The organism is Qipengyuania oceanensis, from assembly GCF_009827535.1.
GTDB lineage: Bacteria > Pseudomonadota > Alphaproteobacteria > Sphingomonadales > Sphingomonadaceae > Qipengyuania_C > Qipengyuania_C oceanensis.
This window is the reverse complement of sequence record NZ_WTYN01000001.1, coordinates 1321819-1338425: the sequence shown is the minus strand read 5'-3', so window position 1 is coordinate 1338425 and position 16607 is coordinate 1321819. Positions and strand designations below refer to the sequence as shown.

Here is a 16607-nt window from a genome sequence, read left to right as displayed (position 1 = left end):
CGGTACCATACACCTGCGGTTCAGGGGCAGACTGCGATTTCCCATGTGATAGTATATCATGGGAGAAAATGAATGAGAATGACCCCCTGGCTTGCCGCTGGCCCGATGCTGGCTCTCGCGGCGTGCGGCGAGCAGGTCTATGACCCGCGCGGGGTCGACCACGGCGAAACGCTGCTGTCGGTGAGCGCCGTCGGCGAAGCCGATACGCGCCCCGACGAAGCACGCTTCCAGGCCGGCATCCAGAACTGGGCGGCCACGGCCAAGGCTGCCAGTGCCGCGACCAAGGAAAACATCGACGAGATCGTCGCAGCGTTGAGGGCGCTCGGCGTCGAGGACAAGGACATCCAGACCCGCACCGTCAGTGTCCAGCGGCTCGATTACGGCGACCGCAAGGGCCAGTTTCAGGCCAGCAACACGGTCACCGTCGTCGTCCGCGATATAAGCAAGGCAGGCGAGGCGGTAACCGCCGTGACCGAAGTCGGCGCGAACATCGTCAGCGGTCCCGACCTGCGCCTCTCCGATCCGGAGGGCGCGACCAACACCGCCTATGGCAACGCATACAAGGCGGCCCGCGCGCGGGCGCAGTCCTATGCCGATGCTGCCGGCATGGAAATCGGCCGCGTCCTGGCCATTCGTGATGCCGGAGGATCGCAGGGCGATCGCTACATTCCCGGAGCACCGCCGCCGCCCGTCACCCCGCCACCACCGATCTATCGCGCCAGTCCGGTCAGCCTCGAAAGCGCGGCGGAAGAATCGGCCACGATCATGCCGGGCCAGACGACCAGTGCCGTCGCGGTGCAGGTGGACTTCACTCTCGTGCCGAAGTAACCGCGCGAGGGTATGACAACGCTCACAGTCGCCGCCCTGCAGCTCGCGCTCGGTGCTCCGCAAGAGGCGGACAATATCGCAGCCGTCTCCGCGCTGGTCGAGCAGGCGGCAGGCCGGGGCGCGCAGGTCATCCTGCCGCCCGAGCTGTTCAGTGGCGAGTATTTCTGCCGCGAGGAGGGCGAGGCGCTGTTCGCGCTCGCCCGGCCGACCGCCGAACATCCCAGCGTGCTCGCCATGCAGCAGCTTGCCGCTAAGCTGGGCGTCGCGATCCCGACCAGCTTCTTCGAGCGCGACGGCCACCATTATTACAACACGCTCGCCATGATCGGACCCGACGGCGCGATCATGGGCACCTATCGCAAGAGCCACATTCCGGACGGCCCGGGTTACGAGGAAAAATACTATTTCCGGCCCGGGAACGACGGCTTCAAGGTCTGGGACCTGTTCGGCGCGCGGATCGGCGTCGGCATCTGCTGGGACCAGTGGTATCCCGAATGCGCCCGCGCCATGGCGCTGATGGGCGCCGAAGTCCTGCTCTACCCGACCGCTATCGGCTCCGAACCCTATGATGCGGATCTCGACACCAGCCGCATGTGGCGGCGCGCCATGATCGGTCACTCGGTTTCCAATTGCATGCCGGTGGTCGCGAGCAACCGGATCGGCCACGAAGGGCCGGACGACCGCAGGCAGAGCTTCTACGGGCACAGTTTCATCTGCGACGAGTGGGGCGACATGGTCGAGGAGTTCGGCAAGGACGAAACAGGCGTGCTCGTCGCGAAGCTGGATCTAGCGCAGGCTGCCACGCATCGCGCCGGAATGGGCTTCTTCCGCGATCGCCGCCCGCAACTCTACGGCAGGCTTTGCGAGGACATCTGACCGAAGCGCGGCAGCGATATCTCGTCGCGCTCGGCAGCAACATGCGCGTGAGCGGTGTCGGCAACCCGCGCGCGATGATCCGGGCAGCGATGGCGGCGCTCGAGCATGAGGATTTCGAGGTCCTGGCCGTCTCGCCGATCATCACCAGCGCACCGGTCGGTCCCTCGCAGCGATGCTATGCCAATGCAGCGGCAATGGTCGAAACAGCCGAGGGGCCGCAGCAGGTGCTAGCCCGGCTCCAGCGGATCGAGCGCGCGTTCGGCAGGCGCAGGCGAGGGCAGCGCTGGCGGGCTCGGCCGCTCGATCTCGACATCGTGTTGTGGAGCGGGGGGATCTGGGCATCACCGGCCCTTTCGGTGCCGCATCCGCTGTTCCGCAGGCGCGCGTTCGTTCTGGGTCCGGCCGCGAGCATCGCTCCCGGCTGGCGCGACCCGGTTACCGGGCTGACGCTGGCGCAACTGGATGCACGCTTGACCCGACCGCGCGCCGCCCCTAGTCCGCGCCCCGGTGGTTAGGGCCGTTAGCTCAGTCGGTAGAGCAACTGACTTTTAATCAGTAGGTCGCTGGTTCGAACCCAGCACGGCTCACCACCTTTTCCCAACCTGTCGCTCAGCAACCATACTCGCCGTCGATGCGACGCAGCGTTCCTGCATCGCCCTCGCGCAACCTCGCGGGTAGCAGAGCATCCGGCATGTTCTGGTAGGCCACGGGTCGCAAGAATCGATCGATCGCCAGCGTCCCGACCGAGGTGCTGCGGCCATCCGAAGTCGCGGGAAACGGCCCGCCGTGGACCATTGCATGGGTCACGTCGACGCCTGTCGGCCAACCGTTGGCGAGGATCCGGCCGGCGCGGTTCTCCATGATGGCGAGGATCGCCGCGGCATCCTCGTAGTCGGCCTCTTCCATGTGCAGCGTGGCCGTCAGCTGGCCTTCCATCGCGGCGAGGATCGAGCGAACCTCGGCAAGGTCGGTGCATTGCACGACGATCGATCCCGGACCGAAGTTCTCTTCCGACAACACACGGTTTGCCGCGAACGCGCTGCCGCTGGCGGTATAGACCTGCGCCCGCCCGCATCGGGCCGACCCTTCGGCACCCAGGCCGACAAGCTCGACGCCTGCCTCGCCGGACAAGCGCTGCGAACCGGTCGCGTAGGCGTCGGCGATGTTGCCGGTCAGCATCGTCTGCGCCGGGACCTGGCTCAACTCGCCACGCACGGCACCGAGAAACGTGTCGAGCGCGTCTCCGGCGATGCCCAGCACCACGCCGGGATTGGTGCAGAACTGCCCTGCGCCGAGCGTTAGCGATGCGACATAGGCCTTGCCGAGCTCCTCCGCCGCACGTGCCAGCCGGTGCGGCATGAGGACGACCGGATTGACGCTGCTCATTTCGGCATAGACCGGGATCGGCACGGGGCGGTTGGCTGCGTGTTGCATGAGCGCAAGGCCACCGCCGCGCGAGCCGGTGAAGCCGACGGCAGCGATGCGCGGGTCCCTCACCAGCGCTTCGCCCAAGGCGTTGGAAGTCGAGTTGAGGAGCGAGAAGACACCGCCCGGCAGATCGATTTGAGCCACTGCCTCGGCAATTGCGCCAGCGACTAGCTCGGAAGTGCCGGGGTGCGCCGGATGGCCCTTCACCACCACGCAGCACCCGGCGGCGAGCGCCGAGGCCGTGTCGCCGCCGGCCACCGAAAAGGCGAGCGGGAAATTGCTCGCGCCGAAGACCGCGACCGGGCCGATCGGGATCTTGCGCATCCTGACATCGGGTTTCGGCGGGGTACGCGACGGATCGGCATGATCGATGCGCAGCGCCTGCCACGCCCCGTTCTCGATTTCCTCGGCGAACAGCCGCAGTTGTCCGACGGTGCGGGCACGCTCGCCGTCGAGCCGCATTTCGGGCAGCCCGCTCTCGGCCATGACGCGCCGGGTGAGTATCGTGCCGAGCCCGTCGATCTTGTCGGCCACCAGGCGCAGGAACGCAGCCCGCCGCTCGAGCGGAAGCGCGGCAAAGTGCGGCTGCGCCTCGGCGGCTGCGGCACAGGCCTCGGCCACTTCGGCCGCGCTCGCGCATGCGAAAGGCGGGTCTAGCGGCTCACCGGTAGCCGCCTCCACGGCGCGGAATGTCTCGTCTGCGGTGCGCCATTCGCCGGCGATCAGGTTCTTGCCACGCAACATGGGCGACCCTCTATCGCGTCACGCAGCGAATGCACAGGCCGACCGTTGCCGACATCGCAGCCCGTGTTAGTTCAGGCGAGTTCCGCCTCGATCCAGACGCGCAGGCTGGCGGTACAGCCTGGTGGCAGCGAAGTGACTCCCCCGGGATCCTGGTTGAGAGCATCGGGCATGTGGGAGACCGGCTCGAGACAGACGAAATCCGCGCCCGCAGGTGCGTAGACATGCACGTAGGGCGCACCTTGCGCGCTCAAGTGGATCGTGCCCAGCGCGTCCTCGAGCACCGCTTCGCCGTCCCACGCGACGAAACAATGGTCGATCGTTCGGTCGGGCAGCGCGGCTCCGTGCGAAAAATCCGCGAAGTGGTCGGACGCAGCAAACTCTCCCGTCGGTACGAGAAGTTCGTCGACCAGGAAGATTCCGTTGGACCGGAAACGCAGCCGGGTCTCGGTTCGCCTGCGGAAATAGGGGTGCAGCCCGACGCCGGCGGGCATCGGCACGTTTGCGCAATTGGTGACATCGAGGGTGATCGCGCAGCCGCGCTTGCCCAATCGCACGCGCTGCTCCGCTTCGAAGGCCCAGGGCCAGCGGTCAGGATCGGAGGGGAAGGGAGCCGGGCCGCATCCATCGTGGCGGTAGCGCATGCTCGCCTTGAACTCGCGCCGCTGCATGACCTCCCATTCCGCCTGCCAGCCAGAACCGTGCAGCGCGTGCACCTCGGCCAAGTGGTTCGGCTTCAGCGAGACGTTCGTTCCCTGCCACGAGAACAGGCCACGATCGACCCGGTTGGCGAAGGGAACTAGGGGGAAGCACGCCAGCTCGGTCGGATCGGCCGATCCGGCGCGCGCGCTGCGCAGCACGGGCACATCGTCGAGCGTCAGCGAAGCCAGGCTGCCCCCGACACCCGGCGCGATCTCGGCGCGCCAACCAGAGGCGGCAATGGCGAAGGTGTGCGGATCAGCCATGCGACCCGTCTGACAGGCCTGCGTGCCGAATCAAGGTGAAGGTGCTCAGTGGGCCGAACGCCCCTCGCCGGGCGGGCAACGTCGGCTAGAGCAGGGCGAGAACCTTTTCGGCGTGTTCGGGTCGGCAGATCAGCAGGTCGGGCATGAAGGTATCGCGCTGGTTGTAGACCAGCGGACTGCCGTCGATCTGCGAGCAATGCAGGCCATGCGCCAGCGCGACTGCCACCGGCGCGCAGCTGTCCCATTCGTACTGGCCGCCCGAATGCAGGTAGATGTCGGCCTCGCCGCGCACGACGGCCATCGCCTTCGCTCCGGCGCTGCCCATCGGGAGCAGTTCGGCGCCGAGCTTCTCCGCCACCGACACCGCTTCTGCGGCCGGTCGCGTGCGGCTGACCACCATGCGCAGTCGTTCGGGGGCTGGCGGAATCGCCACCGGTCGATCGGTCCGCAAGACCGTGCCGAGGCCGGGCAGGGCCACCGCGCCGACACGCGCGACGCCATCGACTGCGAGGCCGACGTGCACCGCCCAGTCGGCGCGTGCTTCGCCGAACTCGCGTGTCCCGTCGACCGGATCGACGATCCAGACCCGCGATTTGGCGAGCCGTTCGTGAGTATCCTTGCTCTCCTCGGACAGCAGGCCGTCGTCGGGCCTCTGCGCGCGCAAGGCATGGACGAGGAACTGGTTGGCCGTCTCGTCGCCGGCCTTGCCCAGCGCCTTGCCCTCGAACACGCCTGCCTCGCGCACCGAAAGCAGGATGCGCCCGGCGATCTCGGCCAAATGCGCGGCCAACTCGGCATCGGTCATCGACGCGCTCATTTCAGCGGCAGGATCTGCTGGATGATGTGGTCGGCGGCCTCTTCGGGCGTCATTTCGACCGTGTTGACGCGGATTTCCGGGTTCTCGGGCGGCTCGTAGGGGCTGTCGATCCCGGTGAAGTTCTTGAGCTTACCCTCGCGCGCCTTCCGGTAAAGCCCCTTCACGTCGCGTTCCTCGGCGACTTCCAGCGGGGTGTCGACGAAGATCTCGATGAACTCGTGCTCGGCCAGCATGTCGCGGACCAGTTGCCGCTCGGCGCGGAACGGCGAGATGAAGGCGGTCAGCACGATCAGGCCCGCATCGGTCATCAGCTTCGCGACCTCGCCCACGCGCCGGATGTTCTCGATCCGGTCGGCCTCGGTAAAGCCCAGGTCCTTGTTGAGCCCGTGGCGCACGTTGTCCCCGTCGAGCAGGAAGGTGTGCCTGTTCATCAGCGCGAGCCTCTTCTCCACCTCGTTGGCGATGGTCGATTTGCCCGAGCCCGACAGGCCGGTGAACCACAGAACGCGGGGAGTCTGGTTCTTGAGCGACGCGTGATGTTCGCGGGTGATGTCGGTCGCCTGCCAGTGGACGTTCTGGCTACGGCGCAGGCTGAAGTTCAGCATGCCGGCGGCCACGGTCGCATTGGTGATCTTATCGACCAGGATGAAGCCGCCGAGCGCCCTGTTGTCGGCATAGGGTTCGAACACGATCGGCTTGTCGGTGGTAACCTCGGCCACGCCGATCTCGTTGAGCGACAGCGTCTTGGCGGCAAGATGCTCGCGGCTGTTGACGTCGATCTCGTACTTGGGCTCCTGCACCGTCGCCGAGACGGTCTGCGTGGCGAGCTTGAGCCAGTAACCGCGCCCGACCTGGAGATCCTGGTCGGCAAGCCAAACGATCGTCGCCTCGAACTGGTCGGCGACCTGCGGGGGATCGTCGGCGGTGGCGATCACGTCGCCGCGTGAGCAGTCGACCTCGTCCGCCAGCGTCAGCGTGACGGACTGGCCGGCGACGGCTTCGTCCGCCTCGCCTTCCCACATGACGATGCTCTTGACCGTGCTGGTCCTGCCCGAAGGCAGCACGCGCACCGGATCGCCGGGACGGATCTCGCCGCCCGAGATCAGCCCGGCGAACCCGCGGAAGTCGAGGTTGGGACGATTGACCCATTGCACCGGCATGCGGAACGGCTTCTGCCGGTCGACGGCGGAGCGGACCTCTACCGTCTCGAGGTGGTCGATCAGGCTCGGCCCGTCGTACCAGGGCGTGTGGTGGCTAGGAGACGAGGTGATGTTGTCGCCCTTGAAGCCGGAAATCGGGATCGCGGTGAAGCTCTCGATCCCGATGCTCTCGGCAAAGCCGCGATAATCCTCGACAATCCGCTCGAAGACTTCCTGCGAATAGTCGACCAGGTCCATCTTGTTGACTGCCAGCACGATGTTCCGGATGCCGAGCAGGTGGCAGATGTAGCTGTGCCGCCGCGTCTGGACGAGCACGCCCTTGCGGGCATCGATCAGGATCACGGCGAGATCGGCGGTCGAGGCGCCGGTCACCATGTTGCGCGTGTACTGCTCGTGCCCCGGGCAGTCGGCGACGATGAACTTGCGTTTCTCGGTATTGAAGAAGCGATAGGCGACGTCGATCGTGATGCCCTGTTCGCGCTCGGCGGCCAGCCCGTCGACCAGCAGGGCGAAATCGATTTCGCCACCCTGCGTACCGACCCGCTTGCTGTCGCTTTCCAGCGCGTCGAGCTGGTCTTCGAAGATCATCTTGGAATCGTAGAGCAGGCGCCCGATCAGCGTGGACTTGCCGTCGTCCACGCTGCCGCAGGTGATGAAGCGCAACATGGTCTTGTGCTGATGCGTGTCGAGGTAGGCGTCGATATCCTCCGCGATCAACGCGTCGGTTTCGTAGACCTGGCCGGTTTGCGGTGCGTCGGCCATCAGAAATAGCCCTCCTGCTTCTTCTTCTCCATGCCGGCGCCGCCTGCGTCCTTGTCGATGACGCGGCCCTGCCGTTCGCTGGTGGTGGTCAGCAGCGTTTCCTGGATGACCTCGGAAAGGGTCGCGGCCTCGCTCTCCACCGCGCCGGTCAGCGGGAAGCAGCCGAGCGTGCGGAAGCGTACCGATTTCGTCGTGATCTCGGGCTTCCTGCCCATGACCTTTTCCAGCCGGTCGATGTCGTCGGCCATGAACAGCCCGCCTTCCCATTCGAAAGTCGGGCGGGGCGCGGCGAAATAGAGCGGCACGATGCGGATCTGTTCGAGCTGGATGTACTGCCAGATGTCGAGCTCGGTCCAGTTCGAGAGCGGGAAGACGCGGATGCTCTCGCCCTTGTTCTTGCGCGCGTTGTAGAGGTTCCACAGTTCGGGTCGCTGGTTCTTCGGGTCCCAGCCGTGGCTAGCGGTGCGGAAGCTGAACACGCGCTCCTTCGCGCGGCTCTTCTCCTCGTCGCGCCGGGCGCCGCCGAATGCCGCGTCAAAGCCCCATTTGTCGAGCGCCTGCTTGAGCCCCTCGGTCTTCCACATGTCGGTATGCAGCGGGCCGTGGTCGAACGGATTGATTCCGCGCTCGGCCGCCTCGGGGTTCTGGTGGACCAGCAATTCCATGCCGGCCTCGCGCGCCATTTCGTCGCGCATGGCGTACATGTCCTGGAACTTCCACGTGGTGTCGACGTGCAGCAGGGGGAAGGGCGGCGGCGCGGGATGGAAGGCCTTGCGCGCCAGGTGCAGCATCACCGCGCTGTCCTTGCCGACCGAATAGAGCATCACGGGGCGCTCGGCCTCGGCCACGACTTCGCGCATGATATGGATCGCCTCGGCTTCGAGGCGTTGCAGATGGGTAAGTCCGGTCGTGCCGCTCATGATGCGATGTCTAGCGTCCTGCGATGAAGTTTCATCCCCCATATGGGACGCATTGGACAACCGCGAGGTGGCAGGGCGACAGAAGTTCTTGCACCCCTGCAAGCGAACTAGAGCGCGGGACCGATGCCCCGCCGGTCGAGCCAGCGCGCGAAGGCCACGCCTATGGTGATGAGGAACGGCACCAGCACGAAGGACAAGGTGACCTTTGCGATGACCTGTCCGATGAGCAGGTTGGTGATGTCGAACTCGCCGTAGAAGGCGAGGGTGATGAAGATCACCGAATCGATCGCCTGGCTCAGCGCACTGGCGATCGCCCCGCGGATCATCAGGCCCAGCGTGCCATCGTCACCGGATCCGCGCAGTCGCGAGAAGATCCAGACGTTCAGCAGGAGCGAGACGATATAGGCCGCCGGACCCGCCATCATGATTCGTGGCGTCTGCGCCAGCACGGTCTCGAAGGCGGCGAGGTCGGTTGCCCGGAATTCCACCATCTCGGGCGATGCGGGCAACTGGAGCACCAGCAGGATCAGCGCAGCCGAGATCGCGAGCGGCAGGAAGCCCCACAGGACCAGCCGCCTCGCGAGCGCCTCTCCGTAAAGTTGCGCGATCGTGCTCGAGATGACGACCAGGAACAGGAAGGCGAAGATGCCGGCCTCGACTGCCAGATTGGTCGGCCAGAGCTGCACCTGCTTGAAGGCGAGCACCCCGGCGAGCACCGTCATGCCGCCGTAGAGCAGCAGGAAAACGAAGAGGCCGCGGGGCATGGCGGTCGCAAGCGCACCCGGGCGGGTGATGGCGCTATCGGTCTGGACGGGGTCGATCATGCTGTGCGCATATGGCGTTTCGCAGCGAATGCAAGCCGGTGGCCCGGCGCGATCCCCTGTCGGCAACTGCCGGGCTCGGCTATCGCCGGAGGCTCCGTTCTGGCAAATGGGTTCGATTGATACTAACGGGCCGCAGGATTTTCAGTTCATGCCACCGATTCTTACCAGCCTTGTCGGCATCCTTGCCATCCTGCTGATCGCCTTCCTGCTCTCGACGGGCAAGAAGCGGATCAGCCTGCGGATCGTGGGTTCTGCCTTCGCCCTGCAGGCCCTGCTCGCTTTCCTCGTGCTCGGAACGAGCGGCGGACGGCTGGTGATCCAGGGCATGGCGAACGGCGTTGCCGCCCTCCTTTCCTATGCCGATCAGGGGACGCAGTTCCTGTTCGGCGCGAGCGAGAACAATCCGCTTTCCAATACTTTCGCGCTCGGCGCATTGCCGGTGATCATCTTCTTCGCCGCGCTGGTCTCGATCCTCTATCACCTCGGCATCATGCAGAAGGTCGTACGCTGGGTCGGCGGAGCGATCGGCTGGGTGACCGGCATCAGCCGGGTGGAATCGCTGGGCGCGGCCGCCAACATCTTCGTGGGCCAGTCGGAAAGCCCGCTGGTGGTGCGGCCTTACCTGGCCGGCCTGTCGCCGAGCCGCCTGTTCACGCTCATGTGCGTCGGCATGGCCGGGGTCGCGGGTACCATTCTCGCGGCCTATGCCGGGCTGCTCGGTCCGTCCTACCTGCCGTTTCTGCTCGCCGCGGCCTTCATGTCCGCGCCGGGCGGCATCCTGATGGCCAAGATTATCATGCCCGACGATGACGAGCCGAGCGCCGTTGCCGAAGGCGAGATCGCCCTGCCCAGAACGCGCATCAGCGGCGACGGTCCGGCGGCCATCACCGAAGGCGACAAGCCGCACGAGGTCGAGGTCGCCGAGACCTTCGAGGAAGGCCACAAGCCCGCGAACATCATCGAGGCCGCCGCACAGGGCGCGCAGACCGGCGTCAAGCTGGCGGTCGCGGTGGGTGCGATGGTGCTCGCATTCGTCGCGCTGGTGGCCCTGGCCAACGGACTACTGGGGGCTGCCGGGGGGCTGTTCGGTTTCCCCGAGCTCTCCTTCCAGATGGTGCTCGGCTGGGTCTTTGCGCCGGTCATGTATCTCATCGGCGTGCCGTGGAACGAGGCGGGGATCGCCGGCGGTCTGTTCGGCACCAAGATCGTGCTCAACGAATTCGTCGCCTTCATCGAACTGGGCGGCGTCGATGCAGGTGCCCTGACCGAGCGCAGCCGCGCGATCGTCACCTTCGCGCTGTGCGGCTTCGCCAACTTTTCCTCGATCGCGATCCAGATGGCGGTGACCGGCGGGCTTGCGCCGAACCAGCGTCCCGTCATCGCGCGGCTCGGCCTGCGGGCGCTTGCCGCCGGCAGTCTAGCCAACCTGATGAGCGCGGCGCTCGCCGGCCTGTTCCTTCCCTACTGAGAAAACCCATGTCCGAAATCGCTTCAGTCTCCCTTGCCCAGCCGCTCGACACGATCGCCGATGAACTCGGCCGCAGTTTCGAGGAGTTCGGCTTCGCGGTGGTGCGTGATCACGGCATCCCGCAATCGCTGATCGATCGCGCCGAAGAGATGTCGAAGCAGTTCTTCGACCTGCCCGAGGAAACCAAGCGCAAGTACCACATTCCCGGCGGCGGGGGTGCACGCGGCTACACTCCCTTCGGTACCGAGAAAGCCAAGGACGCCAAGGTCCACGACCTCAAGGAGTTCTGGCACGTCGGTCGTTCGCTCCCGCAAGATCATGCGCTGGCCGAGTTCATGGCACCCAATGTCTGGCCCGAGGAAATGCCGGAGTTTCGCGACACCTTCGAGGAACTCTACGCAGCATTCGAGAAGGCCGGCGGACGAGTCCTCGAAGCGATCGCATTGCACTTGGGGCTGGAGCGTGACTTCTTCGCGGCCACGGTCGAGGACGGCAACTCGGTCATGCGCCTGCTGCGCTATCCGCCGCTGGAAGGCGCCGAGGCCGAAGGCGCGATCCGCGCCGCCGCGCATGGCGACATCAACACGATCACCCTGCTGCTCGGCGCCGAGGAAGCTGGCCTGGAACTGCTGACGGCCGAGGGCGAATGGCTCGCCGTCGATCCTCCGGCGGGGGCGCTGGTCATCAACATCGGCGACATGCTCGACCGGCTGACCAACGGCAAGTTGCGCTCGACGACGCACCGCGTCGTGAACCCGCGTGGCGAGGCGGCCTACCGGGCGCGCTATTCGATGCCGTTCTTCCTCCATTTCCGGCCCGACTACGTGATCGAAACCCTCGACAGCTGCGTCGATCCGGATAACCCCGAGGACAAGCCCGAATCGATTTCGAGCCACGAGTTCCTTTTGCAGCGACTTCGCGAGATCAATCTGGCCTAGACGCCATCGGTTGCTCACGGCACAAGTTTCTCGTCGGTTGTTGCAATGCAGCAACACTGAAAAAGCCATTTGAATCAATGCTGTAAACGCAACTCCGTGCCGTGTGGATAACTCGGCATCGCGTTGTCACGCCTTGGTAACAAAAGTTACCTTGTGCCTTAGCACGAGGTCCTTATCGGGCCGCTCAGTCACCCGCCCATATCTCCAGTGAAGACCAAGGGATCGTCTCTCTCATGAAGATCAAATACCTTCTGGCTGCCAGCGTCGTCAGCCTCTCCGCTACCGCAGCCATGCTGCCGACCGCTGCCCAGGCGCAGCAGATCACTTCGGGCGTCGAAGGCTCGGTCGCTGCCGAGGACGGCACCCCGATCGCCGGCGCGACCGTCACCGTCACCGACACGCGCACGGGTGCCACCCGTACGCTGAATGCCGGCCCCAACGGCCAGTTCCGCGTCGACAGCCTCGTCACCGGCGGCCCGTACACGATCACCGCGACCGCAAGCGGCTTCGAAGGCCAGTCGGTGGAAGGCGTGTTCCTCAACCTGCAGGGCAACTCGCAGCTCTCGTTCAACCTCGCGGATGCAGCCGCTGCCGGGTCCGACACGATCGTCGTCACCGGCGCGCGCGTCCAGCTTTCGACCCGTGCACTCGGCCCCGGCCAGTCGTTCGGCGAAGGCACGATCGAGGCGTTCCCGTCCATCACCCGCGACGTTCGCGACATCATCCGCATCGACCCGCGCGTCAGCCTCGACCGTTCGAACGAAGTCGACCGCGTGTCCTGCCTCGGCGGCAACGACCGCTCCAACGCCTTCACCGTCGACGGTATCGCCCAGTCCGACCTGTTCGGCCTCAACGGCACGCCCTTCGCCAGCCGCAACTCGCTTCCGCTTCCCTATGACGCGGTCCGCGAAACCTCGGTCGAGTTCGCTCCGTTCGATGTCCAGTACGGCCAGTTCACCGGCTGCGCGATCAACGTCGTGACCAAGTCGGGTTCGAACGACTTCCACGGTTCGGCCTTCTACACCTACGCCAGCGACAGCCTCCAGGGCGACCGCGCCGGCGGCGAAGACTTCTCGGGTTCGCCCTACAAGGAAAAGCGCTGGGGCGTTTCGCTCGGCGGCCCGATCATCAAGGATCGCCTGTTCTTCTTCGGCGCCTATGAAAAGACCGATCTCGGCGACAGCCAGGACTTCGGTCCGGTCGGCGCGAACTATCCGAACACGCTGGAATTCGTCACCGAAGACCAGTTCAACCAGTTCTCGCAGATCCTCAGCAGCGTCTACGGTTTCGAAACCGGTGGCCTCGCCCGTTCGCTTCCCGAAGGTAGCGAGCGCTGGTTCGGTCGTCTCGACGCCTACATCACCGACGACCACCGCCTCGAAGCCACCTACCAGCATCTCGAAGAAACCAACGTCGAGCCGGATGATTTCTCGACTTCGACCAGCTCGGGCGTGCTCACCGGCATCAACAGCTTCGAGGACGAAGGTACTGACAGCGACTACTACTCGCTGCGCCTCTACTCGACCTGGTCGGACGTGTTCTCGACCGAACTGCGCGTCAGCCGCGCCGAAGTCCAGGACGTCCAGGGCCCCGTCGGCGGCGGTGAAGCGCAGAGCGGCAACCCGATCCCGCGCTTCGTGGTGGGTGTCGACGGCATCGACAGCGACGGCGACCCGATCTACGGCTCGATCGTCGCCGGTCCCGGGTTCTCGCGTACCTCCAACGACCTCAAGACCAAGGTCACCCAGGTCAAGGCGCTCGGCCGCCTCGATTTCGACGCGCACCAGATCACGATCGGCGGTGAATTCAACCAGCTCGACGTGTTCAACCTGTTCGCCCAGAACTCGACCGGTACGCTGACCTTCGCCAACCTGAACGATTTCGCCAACGGCATCCTTACGGGCGGGACCAACACCTTCCCCGATGGCGAAGCGATCTTCGACGGCGAAGCGGCAGGTGCCTACGGCAACTTCACGGCTTCGGGCGACATCAACGATGCCGCTGCGGACTGGAAGCGCAACACCTTCGTGATCTACGCGCAGGACGACTGGCAGGCGACCGACCAGCTCGGCATCCAGGCCGGTGTCCGGGTCGAGTGGCTGTCGGGCGATGCGCCTGATGCGAACCCGAACTTCTTCAACCGCTACGGCTTCACGAACTCCAATTCGTTCGGCAAGATCGACCCTGTCGTGCTGCCGCGCATCGGCGTCACCTACGAGCTGTACAATGACGGCTTCGTCTCCAACACCACGATCAAGGGCGGTATCGGTCGCTTCACCGGCGGCGATCCGGCGGTCTACGTGTCGAACGCCTTCTCGAACAACGGTTTCGCAGTGGGCTTCGGCCAGACCGGCCGCAGTGGCTGTGCCGTCGGCACGCAGGTCGACGTCACTCCGGCAGGCACGTTTACGGGCATTCCGCAGTGCGTGCTCAACAACGCAGCTGCCAACTCGGCAGGCGGCCTTGCCGATACGCAATCGACCGATCCGAACTTCAAGCAGCCGACCGTCTGGCGTGCCAACCTCGGCCTGTCGACCGACTTCGGGACCGAGAACGGCTTCTTCAGCGACTGGCATCTCGACCTCGACTTCATCTGGTCGAAGTTCGTGAATCCGGTGGACTTCGTCGACCTGTCGCAGGTCGTCGATCCGTCGCAGGGTCTCGGCGGTTACACGGCGGACGGTCGTCCGATCTACCGTGCAATCGACCCGACCCGCAACGGCTGTAACGCCGTCCTGCAGAACCAGGGTGGTGTGCCGCCGACGTACACCGGCGTTACTCCGGCCTGCTTTGGCGCAAGCCGCGACGACGAAATCCAGCTGACCAACGGCAAGAGCTACGAGAGCAAGATCTTCTCGGCGATCCTGTCGAAGTACTGGAACCGCGGCCTGCTGACCGACGGTGGTTCGGTGCGCTTCAACGTGGGCTATGCCTACACCGATGCCGAGAACAACCGGTACAACAACAGCTCGACGGCGACCTCCAGCTTCGACATCGTCGCAGCCTTCGATCGCCAGAACGTCGATGTTGCCACCGCCGAATACCAAACCCGGCACAACATCAGCGCCGGCATCAACTTCCGCGAGGAGTTCTTCGGCGACTACGCGACCAGCCTGGGTGCGATCTTCGTAGCCCGTTCGGGTCGTCCGTACTCGATCGTGTTCGACAGCATTCCGTCGAACCCGGCGACCGTGTTCAACGACGGTGCCAGCGGCGACTTCAACTCGCTGATCTACGTGCCCACCGGCATCGACGATCCGAACGTCGTGTACACGAACTCTTCGGCAGCTGCCGATCTGGACGCGTACATCAACGCCACGCCCTGCGTGTCGAAGTACCGGGGCTCGGTCCTGCCGCGTAACAGCTGCCGGAACAGCTGGTTCTACGATCTCGATCTGCGCTTCAGCCAAGAACTGCCCGGGCCGGCGCGCCTGTTCGGTCTGACCGAAGACAAGATCAAGCTGTTCGTCGACTTCGACAACTTCCTGAACCTGCTCGACAGCGACAAAAACGTGTTCCGTCGCTACGGCTACACCGAAGGCGTGATCCGCGCGAACAACATCGATAGCCAGGGCCGCTACGTCTACGACCGCTTCACCGGTCCGCGCGACGCAGTCGTCCAGTCGTCGTCGTCGCTGTGGAAGATCCAGCTCGGCGTCAGCTACGAGTTCTGATCTCTCGATCAGTCGCAACAACGGAAGGGCGGGGCCGCGAGGCTCCGCCCTTTCTCGTTTGCTCCTCTGCAGTGCGACTCCGAAGGAGCCCGTGGCTCAGGCTGCGGCGAGCATTTCGCGCGCGAGCTTGAGCCGCTCTTCGGCTGGTGCATCGCGGCGGATCGCCCGTTCCAGCTCCGCTGCGCGGATGCCGAAAGACACCTCGCCGAACAGGCCAGCCGTCCGGCTATGCGGTGAACCGCCGTTGCGAGATCGTCGAGGGCCGCGCCCTCCAGGTCCCCTCGCGCACGGCCAGCGCGAGCATTTCCACCGCCTCGCGCCGGCGCAGGTTCCAGCGTTCGACCAGCAACGGCGATCGGCGCAGCAAGTCTGAAGTCGATACAGTCATTTCGCTCCCCTGTTTTAGGAATTATAGGCGGAAACACGGCATTCCGGGCGGAACGGGCCAATTAATCTGCGCGTTGCGAGGAAGAGATGAGTCAGGACACGGGATTTCTCGCCGCGAAACGCAAGCCGCGACCGCTGGTGATCGTGGCGATCGTCCTGCTGCACGTGCTGCTGTTCTATGGCCTCGTGCGGGCGCTCGCGCCGGACTTCACCGCCTCGGTCGAGGATTCGGTCGTGTCCGCCTTCACGGTGACTGTGACCGCGCCTCCAGAGGAGCCGCCCAAGGCCGAGGAGCCGGACGAAGGGGCGCAGGGCGATCCGGGGAAAGAGGCCGTGCCCAAGCCTGTCACCGCCCCCGAACCGAAGATCCCGGTGCGCAAGGATCCGCCCGCGCCCAAGGCTTCCTCGACCGGCACGGCAAGCAGTTCCGGCGCGCGCGACAGCGGCGAGGGAACTGGCGCTTCGGGCACGGGCGAGGGTACCGGCAGCGGCAATTCCGGCGGCGGCCAGGGCGGCGGCATCGCGACCAAGGCGGTCAAGACCAGGGGCGACATAGCCAATGTGCGCGACTATCCGATTCCTCCGGGCGGCCGCCAGGCCAGGATCGGCACTTCGGTGACGATCGCCGTGACGGTGGGGACCGACGGGTTGCCGAAGAGCTGCCGCGTCATCCGCGCCGGCCCGTTCCCGGAGACGAACCAGCGCACGTGCGAACTCGCCATGCAGCGCTTCCGGTTCGAACCCGCGCGCGACAGAAACGGCGATCCGGTGGTGTCCGAATACGGCTGGCGACAAGACTTCTTCAATTGATGCGCAACT

Annotated in this window: 14 protein-coding genes and 1 tRNA gene; 8 read left to right on the top strand and 7 right to left on the bottom strand. The window is 65.4% G+C overall.

Annotated features, from left to right (window positions below):
- Positions 1-72 precede the first annotated feature (72 nt).
- The 4 genes from GRI48_RS06440 to GRI48_RS06425 all read left to right on the top strand — a co-directional run bounded on the left by GRI48_RS06440 (position 73) and on the right by GRI48_RS06425 (position 2294).
- The gene (locus tag GRI48_RS06440) at positions 73-828 is read left to right on the top strand and encodes an SIMPL domain-containing protein (protein ID WP_160673051.1); all 756 of its coding nucleotides are present in this window, start codon (positions 73-75) and stop codon (positions 826-828) included.
- A gap of 12 nt (positions 829-840) precedes the next feature.
- Positions 841-1704 carry an N-carbamoylputrescine amidase gene (gene aguB / locus GRI48_RS06435; protein WP_160673048.1) on the top strand — a complete coding sequence of 288 codons (864 nt, stop codon included), beginning with the start codon at positions 841-843 and terminating at the stop codon, positions 1702-1704.
- On the top strand, positions 1689-2219 hold the full coding sequence (folK, locus tag GRI48_RS06430; protein ID WP_160673045.1) for a 2-amino-4-hydroxy-6-hydroxymethyldihydropteridine diphosphokinase: 531 nt from the start codon (positions 1689-1691) through the stop codon (positions 2217-2219). Before aguB ends, folK begins: the two co-directional genes overlap by 16 nt.
- Positions 2219-2294 (top strand) — tRNA-Lys (locus tag GRI48_RS06425). The genes folK and GRI48_RS06425 overlap by 1 nt, the downstream gene beginning before the upstream one ends.
- Positions 2295-2313: 19 nt before the next feature.
- On the opposite strand, the gene GRI48_RS06420 is transcribed toward GRI48_RS06425, so the two are convergent.
- From GRI48_RS06420 to GRI48_RS06395, 6 genes are all read right to left on the bottom strand, one after another.
- Positions 2314-3876 carry an aldehyde dehydrogenase (NADP(+)) gene (locus GRI48_RS06420; protein WP_160673042.1) on the bottom strand — a complete coding sequence of 521 codons (1563 nt, stop codon included), beginning with the start codon at positions 3874-3876 and terminating at the stop codon, positions 2314-2316.
- A gap of 71 nt (positions 3877-3947) precedes the next feature.
- A complete protein-coding gene (locus GRI48_RS06415; RefSeq protein ID WP_160673039.1) occupies positions 3948-4838 on the bottom strand; it encodes an aldose 1-epimerase in 891 nt (296 codons plus the stop codon).
- 85 nt (positions 4839-4923) lie between these two features.
- Positions 4924-5643: a 3'(2'),5'-bisphosphate nucleotidase CysQ gene (locus GRI48_RS06410; RefSeq protein WP_237451745.1), complete on the bottom strand. Its 720-nt coding sequence runs from the start codon at positions 5641-5643 to the stop codon at positions 4924-4926.
- An 8-nt stretch (positions 5644-5651) separates the two neighbouring features.
- On the bottom strand, positions 5652-7577 hold the full coding sequence (gene cysN / locus GRI48_RS06405; protein ID WP_160673031.1) for a sulfate adenylyltransferase subunit CysN: 1926 nt from the start codon (positions 7575-7577) through the stop codon (positions 5652-5654).
- Positions 7577-8539: a sulfate adenylyltransferase subunit CysD gene (gene cysD / locus GRI48_RS06400; protein WP_237451743.1), complete on the bottom strand. Its 963-nt coding sequence runs from the start codon at positions 8537-8539 to the stop codon at positions 7577-7579. The genes cysN and cysD overlap by 1 nt, the downstream gene beginning before the upstream one ends.
- A gap of 65 nt (positions 8540-8604) precedes the next feature.
- The gene (locus GRI48_RS06395) at positions 8605-9321 is read right to left on the bottom strand and encodes a queuosine precursor transporter (RefSeq protein WP_160673028.1); all 717 of its coding nucleotides are present in this window, start codon (positions 9319-9321) and stop codon (positions 8605-8607) included.
- 148 nt (positions 9322-9469) lie between these two features.
- Here GRI48_RS06395 and GRI48_RS06390 point away from each other — a divergent pair, with 148 nt between their 5' ends.
- The 3 genes from GRI48_RS06390 to GRI48_RS06380 all read left to right on the top strand — a co-directional run bounded on the left by GRI48_RS06390 (position 9470) and on the right by GRI48_RS06380 (position 15401).
- Positions 9470-10789, top strand: a complete 1320-nt coding sequence (locus GRI48_RS06390) for a NupC/NupG family nucleoside CNT transporter (protein ID WP_160673025.1) — start codon at positions 9470-9472, stop codon at positions 10787-10789.
- Between the two features lie 8 nt (positions 10790-10797).
- A complete protein-coding gene (locus GRI48_RS06385) occupies positions 10798-11727 on the top strand; it encodes an isopenicillin N synthase family dioxygenase (protein ID WP_160673021.1) in 930 nt (309 codons plus the stop codon).
- A 233-nt stretch (positions 11728-11960) separates the two neighbouring features.
- Positions 11961-15401, top strand: a complete 3441-nt coding sequence (locus tag GRI48_RS06380; protein ID WP_160673018.1) for a TonB-dependent receptor — start codon at positions 11961-11963, stop codon at positions 15399-15401.
- A gap of 226 nt (positions 15402-15627) precedes the next feature.
- On the opposite strand, the gene GRI48_RS06375 is transcribed toward GRI48_RS06380, so the two are convergent.
- Positions 15628-15789, bottom strand: coding sequence for a hypothetical protein (locus GRI48_RS06375; protein WP_160673015.1), 162 nt, complete (start codon positions 15787-15789; stop codon positions 15628-15630).
- 86 nt (positions 15790-15875) lie between these two features.
- On the opposite strand from GRI48_RS06375, the gene GRI48_RS06370 reads away from it, so the two are divergent.
- Positions 15876-16598 carry an energy transducer TonB gene (locus GRI48_RS06370; protein ID WP_160673012.1) on the top strand — a complete coding sequence of 241 codons (723 nt, stop codon included), beginning with the start codon at positions 15876-15878 and terminating at the stop codon, positions 16596-16598.
- The last annotated feature ends 9 nt before the right edge of the window (positions 16599-16607 follow it).

Coding starts and splice junctions, on each gene's coding strand:
- GRI48_RS06440 (WP_160673051.1), top strand. CDS start 73: ATGAGAATGACCCCCTGGCTTGCCGCTGGCCCGATGCTGGCTCTCGCG.
- aguB (WP_160673048.1), top strand. CDS start 841: ATGACAACGCTCACAGTCGCCGCCCTGCAGCTCGCGCTCGGTGCTCCG.
- GRI48_RS06420 (WP_160673042.1), bottom strand. CDS start 3,876: ATGTTGCGTGGCAAGAACCTGATCGCCGGCGAATGGCGCACCGCAGAC.
- GRI48_RS06415 (WP_160673039.1), bottom strand. CDS start 4,838: ATGGCTGATCCGCACACCTTCGCCATTGCCGCCTCTGGTTGGCGCGCC.
- GRI48_RS06410 (WP_237451745.1), bottom strand. CDS start 5,643: ATGACCGATGCCGAGTTGGCCGCGCATTTGGCCGAGATCGCCGGGCGC.
- cysN (WP_160673031.1), bottom strand. CDS start 7,577: ATGGCCGACGCACCGCAAACCGGCCAGGTCTACGAAACCGACGCGTTG.
- cysD (WP_237451743.1), bottom strand. CDS start 8,539: ATGGGGGATGAAACTTCATCGCAGGACGCTAGACATCGCATCATGAGC.
- GRI48_RS06395 (WP_160673028.1), bottom strand. CDS start 9,321: ATGATCGACCCCGTCCAGACCGATAGCGCCATCACCCGCCCGGGTGCG.
- GRI48_RS06390 (WP_160673025.1), top strand. CDS start 9,470: ATGCCACCGATTCTTACCAGCCTTGTCGGCATCCTTGCCATCCTGCTG.
- GRI48_RS06385 (WP_160673021.1), top strand. CDS start 10,798: ATGTCCGAAATCGCTTCAGTCTCCCTTGCCCAGCCGCTCGACACGATC.
- GRI48_RS06380 (WP_160673018.1), top strand. CDS start 11,961: ATGAAGATCAAATACCTTCTGGCTGCCAGCGTCGTCAGCCTCTCCGCT.
- GRI48_RS06375 (WP_160673015.1), bottom strand. CDS start 15,789: ATGACTGTATCGACTTCAGACTTGCTGCGCCGATCGCCGTTGCTGGTC.
- GRI48_RS06370 (WP_160673012.1), top strand. CDS start 15,876: ATGAGTCAGGACACGGGATTTCTCGCCGCGAAACGCAAGCCGCGACCG.